The following is a 23,415-nucleotide window of genomic DNA, read 5'->3' on the forward strand; positions in this document are numbered from 1 at the left end:
CGGTCAACCCCCATACCGCAGCCCTGAGCTCTCACTCGGCGCCGCGTGGAATCATGGCGCAGGTGTCTGTGTCCACCGCGTTCGCCTCCGACAATGCGGCCCCGGCGCACCCGGCGGCGCTGGTGGCGCTGCAGCAGGTCAACGACGGCTCGGCCGCCGCGTACGGCGCAGACGAGGTCACCGCGCACGCTGCGGATGCGCTGCGCGAGACGTTCGGCTGCCCGGATGCCGAGGTGCTGTTCACCTTCACCGGCACCGCGGCCAACATCATCGCGTTGGCCTCGGCGGTGCAGCCATGGCAGGAAATCCTGTGCAGCGACATCGCCCACATCCTCGTCGACGAGGCCGGCGGGCCGGTGCGGCTCTCCGGAGCTCAGCTGACCCGGCTGCCCAGCAGCGACGGCCTGATCGACCCGACCGCACTCGATCGGCACGCGGCGCGGCGCGGGCCGGTGCACCACTCCCAGCCGCGCATCGTCAGCATCACGCAATCCACCGAGAACGGCCGTGTCTGGCCGGCACCAGCGATGACGCAGTTCGTCGACCACGCCCACGACCTCGACCTACTCGTCCACGTCGACGGCTCCCGCCTGGCCAATGCCGTTGCCGCGCTCGGCGTCTCCCCAGAGGAAGCCATCGGCGACGCCGACATCATCACCGTCGGCGGCACCAAGAACGGCATGCTGTTCGGCGACGCGCTGCTGGTGCGCACCCCGCGGCACTTCCCGGGAATCCGGTTCGTGCAGAAGCAGATCGGACACCTGGCCAGCAAGAACCGGTTCGTCGCCGCGCAGTTCCTGGCGTTTCTGCGCGATGACCTGTGGCTGCGCACGGCCACGCACGCCAACGCGCAGGCCGCGCAGTTGGGCGCCGGGTTCCAACGGCTCGGGCTGCGCCTGGCGTGCCCGGTCGAGGCCAACGAGGTGTTCGTCGAACTCGACGCCGAGACCCATCGCCGGCTCGGCGAGTACTACGCCGTGCACCAGCCCGACCTCGAGGTTCCGGTGGTGCGGTTCGTGTGCGCGTGGTCGACGACCGACGGCGAGATCGACGACGTGCTGAACACCCTGCGCGGGCTGCTCTGACTCACGACTGAGGCTGCACGACAACCGTATTCAGCTGAATCAAGATCACGTCGTGGTCGCGTCGTGGGAACTTTCCGTACCATGGAGGCCATCACACGACACAAAGGAGTGAGTGGTGACGCGCTACCAGTTGCCCGATACCGCCGATCTGCGCCGGCTCGGCGAACCACACGAGATCGCCATCACCGTGTACGCCGAAACCCAGCCCGGCCCCGATCATCGCGACACCAATCTGTTGACCGCCAAGAGTGCCGTCGACGCGGCCCTGCGTGCGATGCGGGAGCGCGGTGTGGGCGGTGGTGTCGAACAGCGTCTGCGCGACCGTTGGGATCAGATCGCCGGCTCCGAGCTGTGGCTGCGCCCGTCGCGGTCCCTGGCCCTGTTCCTCGCCGACGATTTCCACGAGGTCTACGTACTGCCGAACGCGCTGGTCACGCAGTCCCAGGTGGGTATCTACTTCGACATCGGTCAGCTGGTCCGCGCGGTCACCACCCCGCAGGAGGCGTACGCGTTGACGCTGTCGGCCAGCGGCTGGAACCTCTGGCAGGCCACGGCCAGCACCCGCGCCGAGGAGCTCCCGCTGACGGGTGAGTACGCCGTCGACGTCGCCGAGGCGACCCACCGTGCGACGGTCCGCGACCGTGACCATGTCGGCCGGCTGGTCGGCGACGAAGGCAAGAAGGTGCTACTGGAGACCTACGCCAAGCGGGTGGCCGAAGCGGTGGAAACGGAACTGGGACTGGTTGATCCGGCCGCGACGCAGCCGCTGTTCCTGTTCGCGACCGACCCGCTGTTAAACCTCTACCGGGGCCTGGACCACAAGCGGCACGTGGTACCGGTGCCCGGCGCGCCGGATGCGCTGCGTCCGGATCAGATCGACGACGCGATCCGGCCGCAGCTCGCGACCCTCAACGCCGCGCGGATCACCGCACTGGCCGACGACATCGGCGACGGAGTGGCCCGGGGTTTGGTGGCCACCGACCTCGCCGACATTGCGCGGGCCGCCGTGGCCGGCGCGGTCTCGACGCTGATCTACGACTTCACCGTCGACATCCTCGGCCGCCTCGATGACACCGACGGCCGGCTCGACTACCGCGACGACGGCTATGACCTGCTCTCCCGGATCGCGGTCACGGTACTCGAGCGCGGCGGAAACGTCATCGCCGCGCGCTCCGAGGAGGTGGCTGCCGACATCTGGAATGGCACCGCGGTCGCGGGCCTGCGCTTCGCGCTGACCTGATCGGGGTACGCCTGCACACATGAGCACACCCGAGGAACCGCCAGACCGGCTCGCCCCCACCGAGGTGCCGGAGCGTCTGACGCCCGACGAAATCCCGGAGACACCCGCCACCCCGGCGACCCCACCCGAGCCGGGACCGGCCCACCGGGCCTGAGGCGTGTTTCGCGGCGGCTGCGACGGGTAGCCGCGACGGACACGCAACGATCAGGGAGGTCCCGATGCGCGCCGCGGTACTGGCGACAACCGCAGGGACGCCCCGCGTCGACGATGTCGAGGAAGCCGACACGGCCTGGCCGAACCAGGCGCACTGCCCGCACGTCAAGATCGGAGTCGTCCCCTGATGAGCACCTACCCTGCCTTCGACACCATGCCGATCGGCACCCGGTGGCGGGCGGGCTCGGCCGGCAAGACGCGGGCCAGCACCGATCCGTACACCGGCGACACCCTGACCGAGATCGCACAGGCCGACGAGGACGACCTCAATGAGGCCTACCGGTCCGCCGTTGACGCACAACGGGACTGGGCCGACGCGCCGCCGGGGGAACGCGCCGGCGTGCTCCGCGCCGCCGCGGATGTGATGACCGACCGCAAGGACGAGATCGTCGACTGGCTGGTCCGCGAGACCGGCGGCACGCTGGCCAAGGCGGAGCTGGAGTGGAGCCTGGTGCGCTCGGTGATGTGGGAGGCGGCGGGCATGCCCCACCATGTCGCCGGCCGCATCATTCCCTCCGACATCCCCGGCAAGGAGAGCCGCGTCTACCGCGAACCGGTCGGGGTGGTGGCGGTGATCTCGCCATGGAACTTCCCGATGCAGCTGTCGAATCGTTCTGTCGCACCGGCTTTGGCCGTCGGCAACGCGGTGGTGCTCAAGCCGGCCGGTGACACCCCGGTCACCGGTGGTCTGCTGCTGGCCCGGATCTTCGAGGAAGCCGGGCTGCCCGACGGGCTGCTGTCGGTGGTGGTGGGTTCCGGCTCGGACATCGGCGACGCGATCGTCACCCACCCCACCCCGCGGGTGGTCAGCTTCACCGGGTCGACCCCGGTGGGCAAGGGCATCGCGGAGAAGGCGGGTCTGAAAAAGCTGGCGCTCGAACTGGGCGGCAACGGCCCGTTCGTGGTGCTCGACGACGCCGACCTCGAGCTGGCGGTGCAGGCCGGGGTGTTCGGTTCGTTCTTCCACCAGGGCCAGATCTGTATGATCGCCAACCGGATCATCGCCGACGCCGCCATCTATGACGAATTCCTGGACCGCTTCGTCGCGAAGGTCAAGACGCTCACCGTCGGCGACCCCCGCGACCCGGACGTGCAGCTCGGCCCCATCATCAACTCCTCGCAGGTGGAGAGCATCCAGGACAAACTGCAGCGCGCCCGCGACGACGGCGCGGAGGTGGTGCTCGGCGGCGATCCGTTCGGCCCGACGGGCCAGTGTCTGCCCCCGCACGTGCTCACCGGCACCAACGACGTCGCCACCGCCCGCGAGGAGGTGTTCGGCCCGGTGATGACGGTGATCCGCGCCGACGGCGAAGAAGACGCGCTGCGCATTGCCAACGACACCGAATACGGCTTGTCCTCAGCGGTTTTCAGCCGCGATGTCGAGCGCGCGGTCCGCTTCGGGCGGCGCATCGAGGCAGGCATGACCCACATCAACGACGCGCCGGTCAACGACGACGCCAACACCGCGTTCGGTGGCGAGAAGGACTCCGGGATCGGGCGGTTCGGCGGTCAGTGGGCCATCGACGAGTTCACCACCGATCACTGGGTGTCGGTGCAGCACGCACCGCGCACGTACGCTATCTGACGTGACAACCTGGTCGGCGGCGATGGCACTGCAGGTGCCGATCGTCAACGCCCCGATGGGCGGGGTGGCCGGTGGCCGGCTCGCCGCGGCGGTGTCGCGCGCCGGGGGGTTGGGCATGATCGGAATGGGCAGCAGCGCAACGACAGCGAAGCTGGAAGACGAACTCGCCCACACCCGCGGCCTGGACCGCCCGTTAGGGATCGGCCTGATCGGCTGGGTCGTCGACCGGGAGCCCGCGCTGCTGGACGCCGCGCTGGCCGCCCGGCCGGCGCTGCTGTCGGTCAGCTTCGGTGACGACTGGTCCTGGGTGGCCCGCGCCCACGACGCCGGCGCCACCACCGCCACCCAGGTCGCCGACCTGGACGAGGCGCGGCGCGCCGCGGACGCCGGCGTCGACGTGCTGGTCGCCCGCGGCGCCGAGGGCGGCGGCCACGGCCGGCCCCGCGTCGGCACGCTGCCGCTGCTCGCCGAGGTCGTCGAGCAGATGTCGGTGCCGGTGCTCGCGGCCGGTGGAATCGGTTCGGCCCGTGCGCTTTCGGCGGTGCTGGCGGCCGGAGCGGCGGGCGCCTGGGTCGGGACGGCGCTGGCGGCCTGTGAAGAGTCGCTGCTGACCGACCCGGCCCGCGCGACGATGTTCGACGCGCACAGCGCCGACACCCTGACCACCCGGGCGTTCGACGTCGCCCTGGGCTATCCGTGGCCGCTCGAGCTACCGGAACGGGTGCTGCGCAACACCTTCACCGACCGCTGGCGCGGCCGCGAAGACGAGATAGACGACGCCGCCAGAGATTGCCTGCGCGCGGCGATCGCCGCCGACGACTATGCGGTCGCGCCGATCAACGCGGGACAGGCCGTCGGGCAGGTCACCTCGACCGAACCGGCCGCGGCGGTCATCGCGCGTCTGGCCGGGACCGGCACCTAGTCCAGCGTCGACCAGAACGCGGTCAGCGCCGCCGCGCCGCGCGCCGGGTCCTCGACCATCCACCAGTGCCCCAACCCGTCGAGCATCTCGGTCCGGGCGCCGGCCCGCTCGGCGGCCCGGTGCCGGGTGCCGATCTTCCCGATGTAGGGGTCAGCGGTGGCCAGCAGCGACAGGCCCGGGCGGGCCGCCGCGTTCTCCAACGACTTGCCGGCCTCGGCCATCGCGGGCTGGGCGGCCGACCGGTACAGCGCGAGGATCGCCCGGCCCATGTCATCGTTCTGGTGTTCGGCCAGCGCCGCGGCGATATCGGCAGGAATGCCCAGCGACCGCATCAACTCGGTACGGGCCTCCACACCGCCGCCCATCATGTTCGCGATCAGTTCCTCACCCGCGCCCGGGGTCTGCCACACCTGGGCCATGTCGTGCCAGACGTAATCCGGGTCGAACAGCCCGACGACGTCGCTGACCCAGCTGCGGACGAGCTCGGGCCGGTGCATCACGACATTGAGGACGTGCCCGCCGCCCCAGTCGTGGCCGACCAGGTCGATCGGGCCGTCGATGCGCGACAGCTCGTCTTCGAGCCAGTCCCGGTACTCCAGGTAGGTGGCGCCGAACCCGGCGGGCAGCGGCGCCCCGAAACCGGGCGGCGACAGCAGCACCACGTCGTCGCGGCCCAGCACGTCGACCAGTGGTCCCCAGATCGCTGAGGTTTCCGGGTTGCCGTGTACGAACACCACCGTCATGGCGTCATCCTGACATGGCCGCTTCCCGGCTTACTCCGCGGCGCCGACAGGCGCGCTGTAGATGCAGTCCGGTGCGAAGAATTGCAGCGACCCGTCGCCGCGCACCACGACGCGCATCTCGGTCGCGTCGTCGTCATCGCGCACCCGTTCCATGTAGCGCGTCAGGTGCGCCAGCTCGTCGCCCTCGACCCAACTTTCCATCACGACGCGGGTCCGCACCGCGTTGCCGCACGGGAACCCGTGCGCCATCTCAGGATCCGGCAGCGACACCAGCAGCGGCTGCTCGGATCGCGTCGTCGCGTCGCAGTCGTGCACTCCGCCCATCCAGCCAAACGGTGCGGCCGCACCGCACATCCCACACACCGGCCAATCGGTCAACGACACGCCTCCCCCTCCGAACCCTGCACAGATTTTACCCGCGGGAACCGACATCGCCGCTGGTCAGCGGCCACAGCGAACCTCACCGATCACATCCGCCCCAGGAGTGACAGCGGGTCGGCGACACCACACCACCGCGTCCCCTGCGCTGTCGCCGGGGTGGCCTATGTTGAACCGTCCGCACCGATCGAGACGCACGAAGGAGGCCAGGTGGACGACCACGGCGCACTGTCGGTCGCCGACCTGCACGGACTCAACCGCGACCTGCAGAACTCCCGGGCGCTGCGGCTGCTCGCCACCACCAACCTGGGTCTGTACGCGACGCTGATGGAGCGCCACCTGTGCGACGGCGTGGTCGGCGAGACCGAGTTGGTGGTGGCGCTGGAGCGCGACCTGGCAGAGCTCGACGCCGCCGACGGGCAGTCCGGGCTGGCGCTGATCAAGTCGTGGGCCAGCCAGGGCTGGCTGCACCGCGTCGTCGACGAGCGCAGCGACCGCAACGTCTGTTACCTGACCCAGGACACCCGTCGCGCGCTGGACTTCCTGCGCGGCATGCGCCGCAACGACACCATCGCCACCGGCGGCTCGATCAACGGCATCGCGTCGCGGCTCAAGCAGATCGCGGTCCGCGTCGACGGCGACCCGGCCCGGGTGCGCAAGCACATCGAGGCCGAGATCGCCGCGCTCCAAGCCGAACTCGACGACCTCGACGCCGGCCGGCGCCCGGAGCCCGACGTCACCGACTGCTACGACGAGGCCCGCGCGATCGCGCTGCAGATGGAGCGGTTGATCACCGACATCGGCCAGTACGGCGCGATGATCGAGCAGGCCACCGCAGCGCTGGACGAGCCGATCGACAGCAATGTCGCCTACCGCGACCGGCAGCGCCAGATGTACGCCGACTACCAGGCCGCGTGGGAATCGCAGGGCCGCGACAGCCACCGCGCGTTCCTGCGGATGATCAACGACCCCGATCAGCGCGCCGAGTTCGAGGCCGACGTCGCCGCGGTCGCCGAGGGGCTGCCCGCGCTGAACCCGGAGCTGCGCAAGGTGATGGCCGGCTTCTTCGAGCTGGTCGGCCATCAGATCGACGAGGTCGAGCGCATCCAGCAGCGCTGCGCGCAGCGGGTCAAGCGGTTCACCGCGTTCGGCACGCTGGAGCAGAGCCGCGGCGTGGCCCGCCAGCTCAACGACGCCATCGGCGCCGCGCGCGCCCTGCTGAAGACCAGCCTGACCGACTCCCGGCTGGACGACATCGAGGTGCCGCTGGCCCGCCACGCGATCAGCTCGGTCGGTGCGCTGAGCTTCCGGATCGGCGACCTGTCGGCGCCGAAGCCCGCCCAGTCGGCCGACGGCGAGGTCGACCTGGCCAGCTTCGCCGCGCTGACCACCCAGGTCGACGCGCCCGCGATGACCGACATGCTCAACGCCGCGATCCGCCGCGGCCCGGTGTCGCTGGCCCAGGCGGTCGACCTGGTCGGCCGCGACGGTGCGGGGGCCTACCTCGGGCACGTCATCGTGCTGTGGTCGTGGGCGCTCAAGCAACCCCACGAGAACATCCCGGACTCCACGACTATCCGATTCCGCTCCCTCGACGGCAAGGACCGCGAAATCGCCGTGCCGGAACTGCATTTCACCGAACCGATCGCCGGAGCGCTGACATGACCACCACGGACCGATCCGCCGAGGACATCGACTTCTCCTCCCTGCCGCAGGTCGACCAGAACGCCCGCCCGCCGCAGCAGCGCCGGCCCCGCTTCGACGGCGACGTCTCCGAACTGCCCGACCGGGCCTGCTGGGCGCTGCAGCACCTGTTGACGCGCCGCTACATCAGCGCCGAATCCGACAGCGACCTCTACGCGTGGGTGCTGGAGTACCGCGACCAGCTGGCGGTGCGGCTCTCCGAGCTGGATCTGCTGCTGCGTGTCGCCGAGGGCACCGACATCGCGTTCGTCGAGCAGGCGCGCTACGAATCCGCCAGGGGCGTCAAGCTGCTGCGCCGCGAACCGCTGGGCACCTACGACTCGATCCTGGCGCTGCACCTGGCGCAGATGATGCGCGCCGCCGGCGGGCAGAGCGTGCTGATCAGCCGCGAGGAGATGCACGGTCTGTTCTCCGGGGTGCTCAACGACACCGACCGCGATGCGGTGACGTTCACCGCGCGCGTCGACGGCGCGATCGCGCGGCTGGCCGGTCTGGAGATTCTGCGCCGCAGCCGCGACGACGAGGACAGCTACACCATCAGCCCGGTGATCACCGCGGTGATGACCGCCAGCGTGATCACCGAGCTGCAACAGCAGTTCGAACAGCTGGCCACGGGTGGCGCACCCGCCGAGGGAGAAGACGGTGACTGAACAGTTCCACCTGTCCCGGTTGCAGGTCATCAACTGGGGGGTGTTCGACGGCTACCACTCGATTGCGTTCAGCCCCGGCGGTGCGCTGATCGCCGGCGCCTCGGGCAGCGGAAAATCGTCGCTGCTGGACGCGATCTCGCTGGGCTTCCTGCCGTTCAACCGGCGCAACTTCAACGCCTCGGGCGACAACACCGCCGCTGGGTCCAGTGCGGGCCGGCGCACCGTCGACAAGTATGTGCGCGGCGCGTGGGGCCAGCGCAGCGACGGCGCCGCCAGTCGGGTGATGTATCTGCGCGGGGAGGGCACCGCCTGGTCGGCCGTGGCGGTCACCTACAGCAGCGACTCCGGCCGCACCGTCACCGGGCTGGTGCTCAAATGGCTGACCGGCGAGTCCCGCAACGACTCGTCGAGCCGGTTCGTCCTCGGTGACGGCGACCTGGACATCGAGGACGTCTGTAACCGCTGGGCCGCAGGGCGTTTCGACACGGGCGTCTTCAAGGAGAACGGGTGGCGGTTCACCACCAAGGTGGAGTCACAGTACCTGGCGCAGCTGTACGCGACCATCGGCATCCGCGCGTCCGACGCGGCTCAGCAGTTGCTCGGTAAGGCCAAGTCGCTCAAGAGCGTCGGCGGGCTCGAGCAGTTCGTCCGCGAATTCATGCTGGACGAGCCGGACAGCCTGGCCCGGTTGCCCGAGGCGCTCAAGCAGATCGACCCGCTGGTCGAGGCCCGCGAGTTGCTCGCCGTCGCGCAGCGTAAACGCAAGATCCTCGGCGACATCGAGAAGATCCAGCAGCGCTACGCGTCGGAGTCCTCGGATCTGGGCATCATCGACCTGGTCGACGCGCCGATGGTGCGGGCCTACACCGACCATGTGCGGGTCGCGCAGTGCCCGGAGCAGATTGCGCAGCTGGACTCCACCATCGACCAGCTGGACAACGAGTACGAAGACGTCACGCGCTCGCTGAATCTGGCTAAGGCCGAAGCAGATTCGCTCAACGCGCAGATCAGCGGCAACAGCGCCAGCCTCGGTCCGCTGCAGTCGCAGGTCACCGCCGCCGAGACCGCCGCCGAGCAGGTGTCGCGCCGCCGCGCGGCCTATGAGGACATGCTGGCCGCGCAGGGGCTCGACGTCCCCGCGGGCCCCGACGAGTTCTGGAACCTGCGCGAAGAACTGCTCGCCGAGGCCACCGAGCTGCTGGCCACGGTCGAACGCCACCGCGAAGCCTCCACCGACGCCGAGTATGCGCAGAAGGCGGCCCGGATCACGCGTGACGACGCCGCCAAAGAACTCAAACGGGTCGAACACGTCGGGTCGGCGCTGCCGGAGTTCGCGTTGGCGATGCGCGAACACATCTGCGCCGCCGTCGGTGTCGACACCGCCGAGCTGCCCTATGTCGCGGAGCTGATGGACCTGCGTGCCGACCAGACCCGCTGGCGCACCGCGGTGGAGAAGGTGCTGCGCGGGGCGGGGCTGCGGCTGCTGGTACCCGATCAGCACTGGACGAAGGTGCTGCGGTTCGTCAACGAGACCAACATGCGGGGCCGGCTGGCGCTGCATCACGTACGCACCAAGACCTACGGCACCGCGCCGACGGACCCGGAGCCGAACACCCTGGCCGGCAAGCTTTTTGCGGTCGACCCGGACCATCCGTGCGCGGCCGAGGCCGTCGACATCGTCGCCGCCGCCGGTGACCACATCTGCGTCGACACCCCCGAGGTGTTCGCCCGCTTTCGCCGCGCGGTCACCGACACCGGCCTGTACAAGGACTCCGACCGGGTCGCGATCAAAGACGACCGGCGCCCGCTCAAGCAGTCCGAATACCTGTACCAGGGCGACGTGTCCGCCAAGATCAACGCGCTGACCGTCGACCTGGCCGCCGCCGAGCAGGCCTACCAGAAGGCCCGGCACACCGCCGACGAGATCGCCGCGCAGCGTCAGCAGTGGCGCGACCGGGCCGCGGCCTGCAAGGCGATCTGCGAGCAGTTCGGGCAGTGGAGCCAGATCGACGTCGAGACCGCCGACGGGCACGCCGACCGGCTGCGCGAGCAGTACGAGCTGCTGCTGGCCGACAACCCCGACATCGAGGCGCTCAACGCCCGCGCCGACGAATGCTGGTCGCAGATCCAGAAACTCATGACCCGCCGCGGGGCGATCCAGACCCGCCGCGACGACCTCGACTCCCGACGCACGCAGCTCCTCGAACTGCAAGAGCGGCTGCAGCCCGCGTTTGTGTCCGAGCCGCTGACCGAGTTGCTGCGGCGTTACGCCCACCAGGTGCCGGTCGCGCTGGAGCTGCTCGAACCCGAGCCGCACCGCGACGCGCTGGTCACCGCCATCAAGAAGGAGCGCGAGCAGCTGCGCGAGAGCCGGCGGCGCTCCTACGACGAGTTGGCCCGCATCCTCAACACCTTCGACACCGCGTTCCCCGACGCGATTCCCAACGACAGCGACAACTTTGACGAGCGGGTGCACGACTACGTCGCGCTGTGCCGCCACATCGACGAGCGTGAGCTGCCCGAGGCCTACGAGCGGATGATGCGGCTGGTCACCGAGCAGGCCCCGGACGCGATCCTGACGCTGCACCGGGTCGCCGAGCAGGAGGCGCGGCGCATCGCCGAGCAGATCGAGCGCGTCAACACCGGTCTGGGTGCGGTGGAGTTCAACCGCGGCACCCGGCTGACGCTGCGCGCGACGCCGCGCTCGCTGCCGGCGGTGGCGGAGCTGACCGAGATCGTGCGGTCGATCAGCCGGCGCATCGCCGAGGTGGGCCTCGGCGACAAGCAGGCGATCCTGGACCAGTACGCCGACATCCTGCGGCTGCGCAACCGTTTGGCGTCCACGGCGCCGGAGGACAGGGCGTGGACGCGTGACGCGCTCGACGTGCGCAACCGGTTCACCTTCGACTGCGCCGAATGGGATGTGGCGTCCGAGGAGTTGATCCGCACGCACTCCAACGCCGGCGACAACTCCGGTGGTGAGCAGGAGAAGCTGATGGCGTTCTGCCTGGCCGGTGCGCTGAGCTTCAACCTCGCGGCGCCGGGTGATACCGACAATAGGCCGGTGTTCGCGCAGCTGATGCTCGACGAGGCGTTCTCCAAGTCCGATCCGCAGTTCGCCCAGCAGGCGCTGCAGGCGTTCCGCAAGTTCGGTTTCCAGCTGGTGATCGTCGCGACCGTGCAGAACGCCACGACCATCCAGCCCTACATCGACAGCGTGGTGATGGTGTCCAAGACCGAGGCCACCGGCCGCAACGCCCGCCCGGTCGCGACCGTGGCGACCCGCACGATCTCGGAATTCACCGCGCTGCGCCGGGAGATGCGCACCGAAGCCAAGGTGCCCGCGCCGGTCTGAGCCGTGCGTCGCGGTCAGCCGCCGAGCGCCTCCCGCGCCGGCCCCAGGTCGAGGAACACGGTCTCGCCGTTGGCGTCGTCGAGGCCGTCGTTGTCGGTGACGACGTAGAGGTTGCCGTTGCCGGCGACCGCGAAGCCCTCCACCTTCTCCTGCGTGTAGCCGCGGCCCGCCTGCAGGTCGGGAAGCAGGTTGCGGGCCAACGTCTTCGGCAGCACCTGCACGTTTCCCTGTTCGGTTGGCAGCGAAACCCGGTAGATGGCCTTCACGCGGGCGTCGGGCCCATTGAGCTTGTCGCGCTCCAGGATCAGCAGCGACCCGTCGTGCACCTGGATCTCGGACAGGCCGATCCAGTCGCCTTCGGCGTCGGTGGTGTCCAGCGGATAGCCGAACCACTCCCAGCGGTCGTCGGCGGGGCTGTATCGGCCCAGCCGGGCCACCCCTTTCGGGTCGGTCTTCACCTCCCGTTGCACCGCGACCCACACCGCGTCACCGTCGACCGCCACACCCTCGAAGCCCTGGCCGCCCAGATTCTCCGCGACGTCGGACGGCAGCGACACCCGGGTCTGGATCGTGCCGTCGGCGGCGACGAACACCAGTTGGTTGCCAAGCCCCTCCTCGCCCTCGACCGCCAGCACGAAGCCGCCGTCGGGCTGGGCTGCCAGCCCCTCGACGTCGAGCGCGACGGGTTCACCGCCGTCGGTGATCGGCAGCTCGGTGTCGATCAGCGCCGGGGTCCGGGTCAGGTCGATGCCCAGGATCCGGGACGGCCCGTAGGCATTGTCGGTGGACGTGTAGAGCCGGTTCTCGTCGGCCGGATCCGCGGTCAGAGCGCCCAACGCACCCCAGGGGATCGGGGTGCCGTCGACGTCACCCGACACGATCGACGGGAACGGCGGGCGGCCCCCGAGGGCGGCGAATTGCTCACCGAAACCGTAGACGTTCACCGCGGCCCGCACGCCGGCCTCCGCGTCGTCGGCCTCCGTGGAGATGACCAGCAGGTCACGGGCCGGGACCGGCAGGATGCCCTCCGGGCCGGCGGTGGTGGGCAGGATCTGCCGGAACCGTGGCGCGGCGACGTCGCCGACGTCGTAGACCGCGACGAAATTGCTGCGTTCCGAGGCCACCAACGCGACCGGGCGGCCGCCGATCTCGGTGATCGCGAGCCCCTCCGGTTCCGGCCCCTTCGATTCGGCGCGGTCCTCGATGTGCAGGCCGGTGCGCACGGCCAGCTGTTCGATGCTGTTGCCGGCGTCCCAGGTCACCTCGCCGGTGCCGGCGTCGAAGATGGTCCAGCCGCGGGTGCCGCCCTTCCAGTCGCCTTCGTTGGCGGTGGCGACGTGGCGCTCACCGATCCAGCCGATGGCGTCGGGTTCGCGCGGGGTGTCGGTGATGGCGCCGCTCTGGTCGACCCGCCCGTCCTCGGCGGTGTCGATGCCGGACACGGATTGGCTTCCGGCACTGAAGATCTGCTCGACCACGCCGGTGCGGCCGTCGATGATGGCGATGCCGTTGTTCTCCTGCAGCGTCACCGCGACCTGGCTGCGGGAGTTGATGCTGACGTATTCAGGTTCGAGGTCCTCGGGGGTGTCCAGCCCTGCGGCGCGCGCGGTCTCGACGTCGAAGTCGACCCGCCGCGGGGTCCACGCCTGCGGTGCGCCGGTGAGGTCGAGCAGCGCGACGAACCCCGTGGGCGGCTGCGGGAGGCCACCTTCGGCGCCGCCGGGCGGGGTGAACTCTTCGTCGCGCTGGTTCTCGATGGCGATGGCGGCGAATGCTCCGTTGTCGGCGACGGCGATGGAGTCGGGCTGGCCGCCGAGTTCGACGCTGTGCACCCGGCTGCGGTCGGCGACGCGGACCACGTCGACGCGGCCCGACGGGTTGGTGAAATCGCCGCCGGTGGTGTCGACGACGACGAGCACGTACTCGCCGACCGCGGCCACCGAGGTGGGCTGGTCGTCGGCGTTGCCCAGTTCGGAGAGCGAAAGCGTGCCCTGTCCAACGGGATTGGCGGGGTCACGAACGTCGAGGAAGCCGATGCGTTTGCCGGCGGCGTCGGTGTAGATGACGGTGTTGCCATCCGGGGTGACGGTGGAGATCTCGGCGACCGTCTCGTCGTCGCGTCGGTCGGCCGGCGCGTTCAGATACACCGGGTAAGTGGCCATGCGGTGATAGCGCTGGGCGTCGGGCAGCTCGAAGTCGACGGCCGCCGTCGCGCGCTCCGGGGTAGACGGCGCTTCCGCGCCCGTCTCGCGGTCGGTGTCCCGCGAGCACCCTGCCAGCAGCAGTGCCGCGATCGTCGCGGTCGCCGTCGCGCGGACCAGGTGCGAGGCCGTCATCGGTCACCCTCTTCAGTTGTGCTCATCGGACGGCTGGCAGCTTGGCGTGCCCAGGTGAGCGCATCACGATCACCACCTGAACGGGAGGTGACGAATCGGTGCCGGTCAGACCGAAACCGGCCCAGAACCGGCGCAGAAGCCGGGCGGAGGTGTCGCCACTCCCCCGCTGTGGCGACACCGGAAGTCCCCTGCCCGGTCAAAGGGGGCTCCGCTCAACCCCTCACTGGGCGCGCCCCGGCCGCCCGGACGAGACGAACCGAACTGATAGTACATAAACGCCAACGTTTGCGAAAAACGAAGCGGTTTTTGAATTCGCAACCAATGCGCAAATGCACTTCGACTGTTCTTCGCGCCGACGTATCAGCGTTTGTCGCACCTATACTTCGGGCAGCACGGCAGTTGGGTCAGAGGAGGCCACCGTATGGCCGAACGACTCGCATCCGGTCGCCATCGTCTTTCCCGGGAACAGGTCGCCGCCAACCAGCAGCAACGTTTGTTCAAGGCGCTCACGGCGGTGATGGGCAACAAGGGCTACCACAGCACCACGGTCGACGACCTGATCAAGGAGGCCGGGGTATCCAAGGCGACGTTCTATCAGCACTTCACCTCCAAGCAGGACTGCTTCATGTCCGCCTACGCCCGGATGCAGCAGCACGTCATCGCCGCTGTTCAGGCCGTCCCGAAGACCGGTACAACGATGGAGCGGTTCACGGTGATGCTGGACCGCTACCTGGGCTTTCTGTCCCTGGACCCGCCCACGGCACGGTTGTTCCTGGTCGAGGTCTACGCGGCCGGCCCCGACGCCATCCGTCGCCGGGTGGAATTGCAGCAGCAGTTCATAACCGGCGTCGCGACCATTTTCGATGCCCGCAGCAAAGACGACCGGTTCGCCTGCCAGATGCTGGTAGCCGCGATTTCGATGCTGGTCACCCAGGCCCTGACCGATGGCGATCCCGACGCGATCACCGCGCTGAAGGAGCCGATTCTGGGATTCACGGAAAAGGTCATGGAACGGTAATCCCCCGACGACCTTGGCGAACACTGTCTGATCATGAAAACTTGAGGGGCGTTCGTGTCTGAGATTCAGTCCAGCAGTCTGCGCGAACGAAAAAAGGCGCAGACGCGGCTCGCGATTCGGCGCGAGGCGTTTCGGCTGTTCGACGAACAGGGGTACGCGAACACCACCGTGGAACAGATCGCCGAGGCCGCCGAGGTCTCGCCGCGCACCTTCTACCGGTACTTCAAGATCAAGGAAGCGCTGCTGATCTCGGACGACCACAGTTCGCCGATCGTGCGCGCGTTCGTCGACGCACCGGCTGAGCTGTCGGTCGTGGCCGCCTACCGGCACGCGATGGAGCAGGTGTTCGGCGGCCTGTCGGCCGATGAACGCGTGAACGCGATCGCCGGGCAGCAGATGCTCTATCAGGTCCCGGAGGCGCGCGGCCTGATCTACACCGAGTACATCCGGCTGATCGGTCTGCTCACCGACGCGCTGGCCGAGCGCCTCGGGCCGGACACCGAAGAGTTCGAGCGGCGGGTGACCGCCGGCGCCATCGTCGGCGTACTCATCGCGATCTCCGACGACAACCCGCTACCGCAGTCCGAACTGTCCGAGGCGCTGAAGATCCTCGACGCGCGGCTGTCGTAGCTCAGCCGGCGGCCTTGGCCCGGACGTCGCGCTCGTCCACCTTCTCGACCTCGACCAGGTTGTCGCCGTAGACCCCGGCGTTGCCGAGGCCGCAGTGCCGGTCGGCGGTGATCGCGTTGACCGTGGTCGGTCCCGACTTTCCCTGCCAGTGCCCGACATTGGCCATCACCAGGCCCGGGATCAGGCCGTCGTCCAACGCTGCCGGGCCCTGGAAGGTGCCGCGGTCGTTGAACACCCGGACCAGCTCGCCCTCGCCGATGCCGCGTTCGGCGGCGTCGGCGGGATGGATGAACACCCGCTGCCCGCCCTGCACTTTCTGCTTGTCCGCGGAGTTGCCGTACTGGCTGTTGAGGAAGGCGTGCGGCTTCGGCGAGATGATCGACAGCGGATACCGTTGCGCCAGAACTGGATTGGACTGCGGCGACTCGAACGGCGGTATGTAGTCGGGAACCGGGTCGACATATCCGCCGGGTTGCATCGCCTCGTACATCGACCGCCACACCGGAACGACGAAGTTGCCACCCTCGGCGAGGCTGGACTTGAACTCACACCTGCCTGACGGGGTCGGGAAGTTGCCTTCGGCGTGCGGGGCGCGGACGTCGGGGGTGCCGACGTTCAACCGCATCCAGCCGACCTCTTCGAGCTTCTCGTAGGTGATGCCGGCCAGCGCCGGGGCATCCCAGTCGTGGAAGTCGATGAGCATCTGCCGGTCGGTGCGGTTCCAGTAGGCCATCGACTCGTCGTCGAACTCCATGAGCCGGGCCAGCCGTCGGAACAATTCCACGTTGGGCACGCACTCCCCGGGCGGCTCGATCGCGGGCTGGTTCAGCGAGATGTAGAGGTGACCCCAGGTGACCATGATGTCGAGCTGCTCGGCCTGCATGGTCGCCGGCAGCAACAGGTCGGCGAATTTCGCGGTGTCGGTGATGAAGTGCTCGCTGACGACGGTGAACAGGTCCTCGCGCAGCAGGCCGCGCATCGTCTTCTCCTGAGCCGGGCCCTGCGAGACCGGGTTGGAGTTGTACACGAACAGCGACTTGATCGGCGGGTCGAGATCCAGCTCGCCGGTCAGCGCCATACCGAGGTCGAGTTCGTTGACCACCCGGGTGCCCTCCGGGATCCACTCCGGCTTGCAGATCGCGTCGAACTTGGTCGGGAACTCCCAGATCGGCATCTCCATGGTGCCGCCGCCGACGTGGCGCCACGCGCCGACCAGAGCGGGCAGGCAGGTGATGGCGCGGATCGCCTGGCCGCCGCCGCGGCTGCGTTCCAGCGCGACGCCCTGGCGGATCGCGGCCGGCTGGGTGGTGGCGTATTCGTAGGCCAGCGTGCGGATGTCGTCGGCCGGGATACCGGTGATCTCCTCGACCCGTTCGGGTGGGTACTGGGCGGCGCGGGCGGCCAGTTCGTCGTAGCCGACGGTGTAGCGCTGCACGTAGTCGGTGTCGACCAGGCCCTGGGCGATGATCTGACCGATCAGGCCCATCGCGAGCGCGCCGTCGGTGCCGGGCCGGATCGGGATGTGCCAATCCGCCTGGCGGGCCGTGCGATTGCGCACCGGGTCGATGACGACGATCTTGGCGCCGTGGTTCTTGCGCGCCTCCAGCAGGAACGGCCAGCCGTGCAGGTTGGTGCTGGTCATGTTCATGCCCCAGACGATGATGTACTTCGAGTACGCCATCGACTCGACGTCCAGTCCGCCCGACCCGCCGACGGTCATGTGCCAGGCGGTCGACGACCCGGATTCGCAGTAGGTCTTCTCGGCCACGGTCGCGCCGAGCCGGTTGAAGAACGCGTCGCCGGAGGTGAGTCCGTTGAGCACGCCCTGGTGGCCGAGGTAGGCGTGCGGCATGATGGCCTGGCTACCGTACTCGGCGATGATCGACGTCCAGCGCGTCTTGATCTCGGCCAGCGCCTCGTCCCAGGTGATGCGCTCGAACTCGCCGGCGCCTTTGGCGCCGACCCGCCGCATCGGGTACAGCAGCCGGTCGGGCTGGTAGTGGTGTTCGTGGAAGTTCTTGACCTTGACGCACAGCCCGCCGCGGGTCATCGGATGGTCCGGATCCCCTGTGACGTCAACGAGTTTGCCGTCCTCGACGTGGTAGAGCATGGCGCAGGTGTCCGGGCAGTCATGGGGGCAGGCCCCCCGGACGATCGTCAGCTGCTTGGGCGCGTCGAGTGTCACGGGCAGTCCTTCTGACGGCGACTGGGGGTGAACCCAGTGAAGGACAACCGTGTGGCAGAGCTATGTCACCGTGATTAACGTGGTGTGACGTTGCGCCGGGTCGTCTCGGCGTCCGCCGCGGCGTTGCGGTGGAAGTGCCGCCACAGGCGCGCGCCGCCGGACAGCGCGACCAGTACGCCGAGCCCACCGATCACGATGCCGGTGAACAAGGCCAGGAACATCGGGTCCATGGAGTCGCCGGTAGTGCCGGCGCCGAGCATGCCGCCGACCAGGAAGCCGAACAGCGGCGCGAGCACCGCGACCGCCCCTCCGAGCAGGGCCCGCCACAGGCCCGGCGGGGTCGCTTCGAGTACCACGGGACGTCCGGGAGCCACTTCGTCGCCCCGGTCGGTTACATTGTCACTCATCGGCTTTCACCCTCCTGATATGGGGTACCGCGGGGTCGCCACCGGGCCGGTCGGATGTGGTCCGTCCGTTCTCGAGGAACGGGCGGACGATGTCCATCGGGATCGGGAAGACGACCGTCGAGTTCTGGTCGGCGCCGAGTTCGAGCAGGGTCTGCAGATAGCGCAGCTGCAGCGAGGCCGGGCTCTCGCTGAGGGTGATCGCCGCATCGCGCAGTTCGGCCGAGGCCTGCAGCTCGCCGTGCGCGCTGATCACCTTGGCGCGCCGCTCCCGCTCCGCTTCGGCTTCGCGGGCCATGGCCCGCTGCATCATCTCGGGGATCTCGACATCCTTGATCTCGACGACCTCGACGCGGATCCCCCATGGCTCGGTCTGCCGGGCGATCGAGGCGGCGAGGTCCTCGTTGAGGTCGGCCCGGTGGGCCAGCAGGGTGTCGAGGTCTGCACGCCCGACCACCGAGCGCAGCGTCGTCTGCGCGATCTGCGACGTCGCGACCGCGAAGTTCTCTACGGCCATGACGGACTTGGTCGGCTCCGTGACGCGGAACAACACGACCGCGTTGACCCGCGCGGTGACATTGTCGCGGGTGATCACCTCCTGCGGCGGGATGGTCAGCGTCACGGTCCGGAGGTCCACCCGCACGAGTTTGTCGAGACCGGGCAGGACGATGACCAGGCCGGGGCCGAGCGGTCCGCGCAACCGGCCGAGCCGGAACGCCACCCCCCGTTCGTACTCCTTGATCACGCGCAGGGACCCGACGCCCAGTGCCACCACCACGAGCACGAGGAACACGACGACGACCATCCATGCAGCCATCAGCGCACCTCCCTCCGGTCCGACGCGTAGGAGGTGCGTCGGCGACTCTCGTTCTCGGCGATGCGTTTCCGGTCCTCGAGGTTGTCGTCGAGGGTCTGAAACGTCACACCGACCGGCACCGCCGGGGTACGGCGCAGGTGCGACCACAGCGGCCACGTCGCCGCGCCGGCCACGGCCGCCGATCCCACCAGCAGCAGAGCCTCGGGCGCGGTGCCGGCCGCCAGCGCGGTGGCCAGCGGCAGGACCACCGCGATGACGCCCACCGCGCAGGCGATTCCGCGGTGGAAGCGCGCCGACTCCGAGGCCGGCCAGCTGTCGACGGCGCGGCTCATCTCCCGGCCGTCGTGCGAAGAGGTGCAGGTGTGCTTGACCGGGCAGGCGTTGCACACCGCCGGCCGGCCGCGGTAGCGCATCACGCGGTTGTCCGGGTCGAACGAGGTGGGCCACAGCCACTGATCCTGGGGGCACTGCCAGGCGTCGTGGTCCTCGTGGTAGACGAAGGCGCCCGAGCGGTGCTGTTCGACCTTGGCCGCGGCGCGGCGCGCGAACGTGTCGATGCCGTAGGCGATGGCGACGAGCACCGCGGCGTACCCGATCGTCAGCCAGGCCGCGATGCCGATGCCGGCGATCACGGCCCGGCCCCGGTGTCGTCGGTGACCGCACGGTTGTCCGAGGCGTAGCGGCTGCGCTGGGGTGTCACCAGCCCGGTGCGGTCTTCGGCCGCCTCGTCGTGTTCCTCCACGAACAGGGTCTCGGCGGGCAGGGTGTGGGTCGTGGCCTTGATGCCGTAGCGCACACCCAACCAGGCGATCCACAGGAACGGCAGCACGCCGCCGAGGATGAACACGAAATCCCCAGGCATGCGCAACCATTCGAGCACAACGTTGCCCTGCTGGGTGATGTAGGTCAGCGTTCGGGCCTCGTAGTAGCCGTCGTTGACCGAGTGCCACAGCTGCAGCACACCGAGGGGCAGCAGGGTCGCGAACACCATCCAGGCCAGGCCGATGTTCAGCGACCAGAAGGACAGTTTGGCCAGCTTGTCGGGCCAGCGCTGCGGCGGGATGATGTAGCGCAGCGCGAACAACGCCAGTCCGACGGCCAGCATGCCGTAGACGCCCATCATCGCGCCGTGTGCGTGGTTGGCGGTCAGAGCGGTGCCGATCTGGTAGTACGACACGATCGGCAGGTTGATCAGGAAGCCGAAAACGCCTGCGCCGACGAAGTTCCAGAAGCCGACGGCTACCAGGAACATCACCGCCCACCGGTGCGGGAACGGGGCGCTGCTGCGGGACTGCTGTCGCGAACCCAGTTGCAGGAACGTCCACGCCTCCACGGTCAAGAAGGTCAGCGGGATCACTTCCAGGGCGGAGAAGAACGCGCCGAGCGCCATGTGCTCGACGGGGGTGCCGGAGAAGTACAGGTGGTGCATCGTGCCGATCACGCCGCCCACCGAGTAGAGGATCACGTCGAGGAAGATCAGCTGGATGGCGATCTTGCGGCGCACCACGCCCAGCATCACGAAGATGTAGGCCACCATCACGGTGGTGAACAGCTCCAAGAAGTCCTCGACCCACAGGTGCACCACCCAGAACCGCCAGAACTCGGCGACGGTCAGGTGGGTCTCGGTGCCGGCGAGCATGCCGACGGCGTAGAACGCCGGGATCGCCAGACCGGCGTAGAAGAACAGCCACGGCATGTTCAGCTTGCTCTCGGTCTTCAACCGAGACCGGATGGAGCGGAAGATGATCGCCATCCACAGAAAGAGCCCGACGACCAGCAGGATCTGCCAGAACCTGGGCAGGTCGAGGTACTCCCACTGCTGGTCGAAGAAGATCGAGCCCTTGGCCCAGTCGACGCCGAAGGTGCTCAACGCGGTACCGATCAGCGTGCCGGCGACGACGACGAACAGCGCGCCCAGGAGACCGTAGGTCAGCCAGGATTGTCGTCGTGGTTCGCGGCCAGAGATGATCGGGGCCAGGAAGATTCCGGCGGCCAGGAATGATGCTGCGGTCCACAGCAACGACAGCTGCACGTGCCAGGTCCGGGCCAGATTGAATGGCAGCAGCTGGGCCAGGTCCAACCCGAAGAAGTTGCTCAGCTCGGCGCGGTAATGCTCGATGGCGCCGCCCAGGACCGCCTGAGCCAGGAAGAGCACCGCGACGACGAGGAAGAACCAGGCGGTCGCCTTCTGCGACGGGGTGATCTCCACCTTGCCGGGCTGCCGGAACGCCAGCGACGGGGTTTCCGTTGCGTGCCAGCCGATCTTGCGGCTCCAGCGGCCGTAAAGCGCGAACAGCGCGCCCAGCCCGCCCAGCAGGGCGATCAGCGACATCGCCGACCAGACCAGGATGTCGGCGGTCGGGGTGTTGTCGACGCGTTGTTCGGGGGGCCAGTTGTTGGTGTAGGAGTAGGAGTGGCCTTCGCGTTCGGCGGCGCTGGCCCAGGCGGTCCATGCGAAGAAAGCCGTCAGGTCGTTGATCTCCTGCGGGTCGGTGATGACCTGCGGGATCAGCCCGTACTCCGTCGAGTCGGTGCCGAAGAAGTCGGCGTAGTGGCCGCGGATCTCCTCGAACGCGCTGACCTGCTCGGCGGTGAACTGCAGCGTGCCGGTGGCCTCGTCGTAGCGGTTGGTCCGCATCATCTCGACGACGGCGGCGGTCGGGTCCTGCGCCCCGGCGTCGCGCAGCTCCTGGCCGACGTGGTCGGCGGACAGCCGGAGGTATTCGGCGGTGTAGTCGGGTCCGAGGTAGCCGCCATGGCCCATCACCGAGCCGTACTGTTGCAGTCCGCGCCGCAGGAAGATCTGCTGGCCTGCGGTGATCTGTTGTTCGGTGAACAGCGTCTGGCCATCGGGGCCGACGACGCGCTGCGGCAGCGGCATGGAGTCGGAATAGGTTCGGGCGGCCAGCATTCCCATCACCAGGAAGCCGAAAACCATGACCAGGGCCACGCCCTGAACCCATCCCTTCGAGATGGCAAGCTCGGCTTTGGTCGGAGCGGGTTCCAGGAACTGATCGGTCATTGCCACCCCCGGCACGTCGGATTCCAGATACGCAGCGCACTTCGGGACAACTTAGCCAACTTGCGGCGAAAGTAAAGGATGTCTGGCGAGCCCGGCGTATGGTGCGGGCCGTGCGTGTCGACGTGATGACCACCCCGCAGCCCCTGCAGAGCATCGGTGACCTGGCCCAGCGCACGCAGGCCGCCGGCTTCGACGGGATGTTGTTCACCGAGACCGGGCGCACCCCCTATCTGAACGCAGCGCTCGCGGCGCAGGCCGCGCCGGGACTGGAGCTGTCCACCGGGGTGGCGGTGGCGTTCCCGCGCAGCCCGTTCGTCACCGCGGCGATGGCGTGGGAGTTGCAGGAGGCCACCGGCGGCAACTTCCGGCTGGGCCTGGGCACGCAGGTGCGCACCCATGTGGTGCGCCGCTACGGGGTGGAGTTCGAACGTCCGGGCCCGCGGCTGCGCGATTACGTGCGTGCGGTCAAGGCGTGCTTCACCGCGTTCCGGACCGGAACGCTGGAACACCGCGGCGACTTCTACAGCCTGGACTTCATCACCCCGCAGTGGAGCGCGGGACCGATCGACGCGCCGGACCCGAAAGTCGATGTCGCCGCGGTGAACCCGTGGATGCTGCGGATGGCCGGCGAGGTGGCCGACGGCGTGCACGTGCACCCGCTGGGCGAGCCGGGCTACATCGCCCGCCATGTGCTGCCCAGTCTTGCCGAGGGGGCGGCGAAGTCGGGTCGCTCCGCGGACGAGCTGGCGATCATCGTGCCGGTGATGACGATTGTCGGCGACACCGACGAAGAGCGCCACCGCGAGCGCGAGCTGGTGCGCGCCAGCATGAGCTTCTACGGCAGCACCCCCAACTACGCGTTCATCTGGGACGAGGCCGGCTTCGAGGGAACCACGGCCAGGATCCGGGAAAAGCAGAAGGCCGGCGACTTCGCGGGCATGGCCGCCCAGATCAGCGACGAGCATCTGGCCGCCTTCGCCACCGAGTCGACGTGGGACGGCCTGGCCGACGCGCTGACCGAACGCTACGGCGGGACGGCCACCCGGCTGGTGCTCTACAACGCGCTGTCGGACATGGACCGGTTCGAACGCTACGGCGAGGTCGCGCAACGCATCTCGAACTCCTGAC

Annotated in this window: 20 protein-coding genes; 12 read left to right on the forward strand and 8 right to left on the reverse strand. The window is 68.9% G+C overall.

Annotated elements, in window-relative coordinates; translation table 11 throughout:
- Nucleotides 1-53: 53 nt before the first annotated feature.
- From G6N31_RS17270 to G6N31_RS17285, 6 genes are all read left to right on the forward strand, one after another.
- Complete coding sequence (locus G6N31_RS17270; protein WP_098003981.1) at nucleotides 54-1,085, forward strand: threonine aldolase family protein; 1,032 nt, start codon at nucleotides 54-56, stop codon at nucleotides 1,083-1,085.
- 115 nt (nucleotides 1,086-1,200) lie between these two features.
- Nucleotides 1,201-2,325: a baeRF11 domain-containing protein gene (locus tag G6N31_RS17275; RefSeq protein WP_098004025.1), complete on the forward strand. Its 1,125-nt coding sequence runs from the start codon at nucleotides 1,201-1,203 to the stop codon at nucleotides 2,323-2,325.
- A gap of 19 nt (nucleotides 2,326-2,344) precedes the next feature.
- Nucleotides 2,345-2,479 carry a hypothetical protein gene (locus G6N31_RS27660; protein WP_264033514.1) on the forward strand — a complete coding sequence of 45 codons (135 nt, stop codon included), beginning with the start codon at nucleotides 2,345-2,347 and terminating at the stop codon, nucleotides 2,477-2,479.
- Nucleotides 2,480-2,543: 64 nt separating this feature from the next.
- The gene (locus G6N31_RS27665) at nucleotides 2,544-2,666 is read left to right on the forward strand and encodes a hypothetical protein (protein WP_264033513.1); all 123 of its coding nucleotides are present in this window, start codon (nucleotides 2,544-2,546) and stop codon (nucleotides 2,664-2,666) included.
- Complete coding sequence (locus G6N31_RS17280; RefSeq protein WP_098003982.1) at nucleotides 2,666-4,123, forward strand: aldehyde dehydrogenase family protein; 1,458 nt, start codon at nucleotides 2,666-2,668, stop codon at nucleotides 4,121-4,123. The genes G6N31_RS27665 and G6N31_RS17280 overlap by 1 nt, the downstream gene beginning before the upstream one ends.
- Nucleotides 4,124-4,145: 22 nt before the next feature.
- Complete coding sequence (locus G6N31_RS17285; RefSeq protein ID WP_098004026.1) at nucleotides 4,146-5,045, forward strand: NAD(P)H-dependent flavin oxidoreductase; 900 nt, start codon at nucleotides 4,146-4,148, stop codon at nucleotides 5,043-5,045.
- On the opposite strand, the gene G6N31_RS17290 is transcribed toward G6N31_RS17285, so the two are convergent.
- Complete coding sequence (locus tag G6N31_RS17290; protein ID WP_098003983.1) at nucleotides 5,042-5,788, reverse strand: alpha/beta fold hydrolase; 747 nt, start codon at nucleotides 5,786-5,788, stop codon at nucleotides 5,042-5,044. The two genes, G6N31_RS17285 and G6N31_RS17290, sit on opposite strands and share 4 nt — an antisense overlap.
- A gap of 30 nt (nucleotides 5,789-5,818) precedes the next feature.
- The gene (locus G6N31_RS17295; protein WP_133117697.1) at nucleotides 5,819-6,172 is read right to left on the reverse strand and encodes a hypothetical protein; all 354 of its coding nucleotides are present in this window, start codon (nucleotides 6,170-6,172) and stop codon (nucleotides 5,819-5,821) included.
- 204 nt (nucleotides 6,173-6,376) lie between these two features.
- On the opposite strand from G6N31_RS17295, the gene G6N31_RS17300 reads away from it, so the two are divergent.
- The 3 genes from G6N31_RS17300 to G6N31_RS17310 are packed head-to-tail and all read left to right on the forward strand — an operon-like array spanning nucleotide 6,377 to nucleotide 11,875.
- Nucleotides 6,377-7,831, forward strand: coding sequence for a DUF3375 domain-containing protein (locus G6N31_RS17300; RefSeq protein WP_098004027.1), 1,455 nt, complete (start codon nucleotides 6,377-6,379; stop codon nucleotides 7,829-7,831).
- Nucleotides 7,828-8,520 (forward strand): DUF4194 domain-containing protein, encoded by a 693-nt coding sequence (locus G6N31_RS17305; protein ID WP_098003985.1) that lies wholly within the window; start codon nucleotides 7,828-7,830, stop codon nucleotides 8,518-8,520. The genes G6N31_RS17300 and G6N31_RS17305 overlap by 4 nt, the downstream gene beginning before the upstream one ends.
- The gene (locus G6N31_RS17310) at nucleotides 8,513-11,875 is read left to right on the forward strand and encodes an ATP-binding protein (RefSeq protein ID WP_098003986.1); all 3,363 of its coding nucleotides are present in this window, start codon (nucleotides 8,513-8,515) and stop codon (nucleotides 11,873-11,875) included. Before G6N31_RS17305 ends, G6N31_RS17310 begins: the two co-directional genes overlap by 8 nt.
- A 14-nt stretch (nucleotides 11,876-11,889) precedes the next feature.
- On the opposite strand, the gene G6N31_RS17315 is transcribed toward G6N31_RS17310, so the two are convergent.
- Nucleotides 11,890-14,211 (reverse strand): esterase-like activity of phytase family protein, encoded by a 2,322-nt coding sequence (locus tag G6N31_RS17315; protein WP_098003987.1) that lies wholly within the window; start codon nucleotides 14,209-14,211, stop codon nucleotides 11,890-11,892.
- 421 nt (nucleotides 14,212-14,632) lie between these two features.
- Here G6N31_RS17315 and G6N31_RS17320 point away from each other — a divergent pair, with 421 nt between their 5' ends.
- On the forward strand, nucleotides 14,633-15,229 hold the full coding sequence (locus G6N31_RS17320) for a TetR/AcrR family transcriptional regulator (RefSeq protein ID WP_098003988.1): 597 nt from the start codon (nucleotides 14,633-14,635) through the stop codon (nucleotides 15,227-15,229).
- A 54-nt stretch (nucleotides 15,230-15,283) separates the two neighbouring features.
- The gene (locus G6N31_RS17325; RefSeq protein WP_234815349.1) at nucleotides 15,284-15,859 is read left to right on the forward strand and encodes a TetR/AcrR family transcriptional regulator; all 576 of its coding nucleotides are present in this window, start codon (nucleotides 15,284-15,286) and stop codon (nucleotides 15,857-15,859) included.
- 1 nt (nucleotide 15,860) lies between these two features.
- Here G6N31_RS17325 and G6N31_RS17330 read toward each other — a convergent pair whose 3' ends face one another.
- The 5 genes from G6N31_RS17330 to G6N31_RS17350 form a co-directional block, all read right to left on the reverse strand.
- Complete coding sequence (locus tag G6N31_RS17330; protein ID WP_435404854.1) at nucleotides 15,861-17,969, reverse strand: molybdopterin-containing oxidoreductase family protein; 2,109 nt, start codon at nucleotides 17,967-17,969, stop codon at nucleotides 15,861-15,863.
- A 149-nt stretch (nucleotides 17,970-18,118) separates the two neighbouring features.
- The gene (locus G6N31_RS17335; protein ID WP_165776248.1) at nucleotides 18,119-18,451 is read right to left on the reverse strand and encodes a hypothetical protein; all 333 of its coding nucleotides are present in this window, start codon (nucleotides 18,449-18,451) and stop codon (nucleotides 18,119-18,121) included.
- The gene (locus G6N31_RS17340) at nucleotides 18,444-19,265 is read right to left on the reverse strand and encodes an SPFH domain-containing protein (protein ID WP_098003991.1); all 822 of its coding nucleotides are present in this window, start codon (nucleotides 19,263-19,265) and stop codon (nucleotides 18,444-18,446) included. The genes G6N31_RS17335 and G6N31_RS17340 overlap by 8 nt, the downstream gene beginning before the upstream one ends.
- Nucleotides 19,265-19,897 (reverse strand): hypothetical protein, encoded by a 633-nt coding sequence (locus G6N31_RS17345; RefSeq protein ID WP_098003992.1) that lies wholly within the window; start codon nucleotides 19,895-19,897, stop codon nucleotides 19,265-19,267. Before G6N31_RS17345 ends, G6N31_RS17340 begins: the two co-directional genes overlap by 1 nt.
- The gene (locus tag G6N31_RS17350; protein WP_098003993.1) at nucleotides 19,894-22,287 is read right to left on the reverse strand and encodes a nitric-oxide reductase large subunit; all 2,394 of its coding nucleotides are present in this window, start codon (nucleotides 22,285-22,287) and stop codon (nucleotides 19,894-19,896) included. Before G6N31_RS17350 ends, G6N31_RS17345 begins: the two co-directional genes overlap by 4 nt.
- Before the next feature lie 110 nt (nucleotides 22,288-22,397).
- Here G6N31_RS17350 and G6N31_RS17355 point away from each other — a divergent pair, with 110 nt between their 5' ends.
- The gene (locus G6N31_RS17355; RefSeq protein WP_098004029.1) at nucleotides 22,398-23,414 is read left to right on the forward strand and encodes a TIGR03617 family F420-dependent LLM class oxidoreductase; all 1,017 of its coding nucleotides are present in this window, start codon (nucleotides 22,398-22,400) and stop codon (nucleotides 23,412-23,414) included.
- Nucleotide 23,415 lies beyond the last annotated feature (1 nt).

The sequence above is a fragment of the Mycolicibacterium duvalii genome, from assembly GCF_010726645.1.
Taxonomy (GTDB): Bacteria; Actinomycetota; Actinomycetes; order Mycobacteriales; family Mycobacteriaceae; genus Mycobacterium; species Mycobacterium duvalii.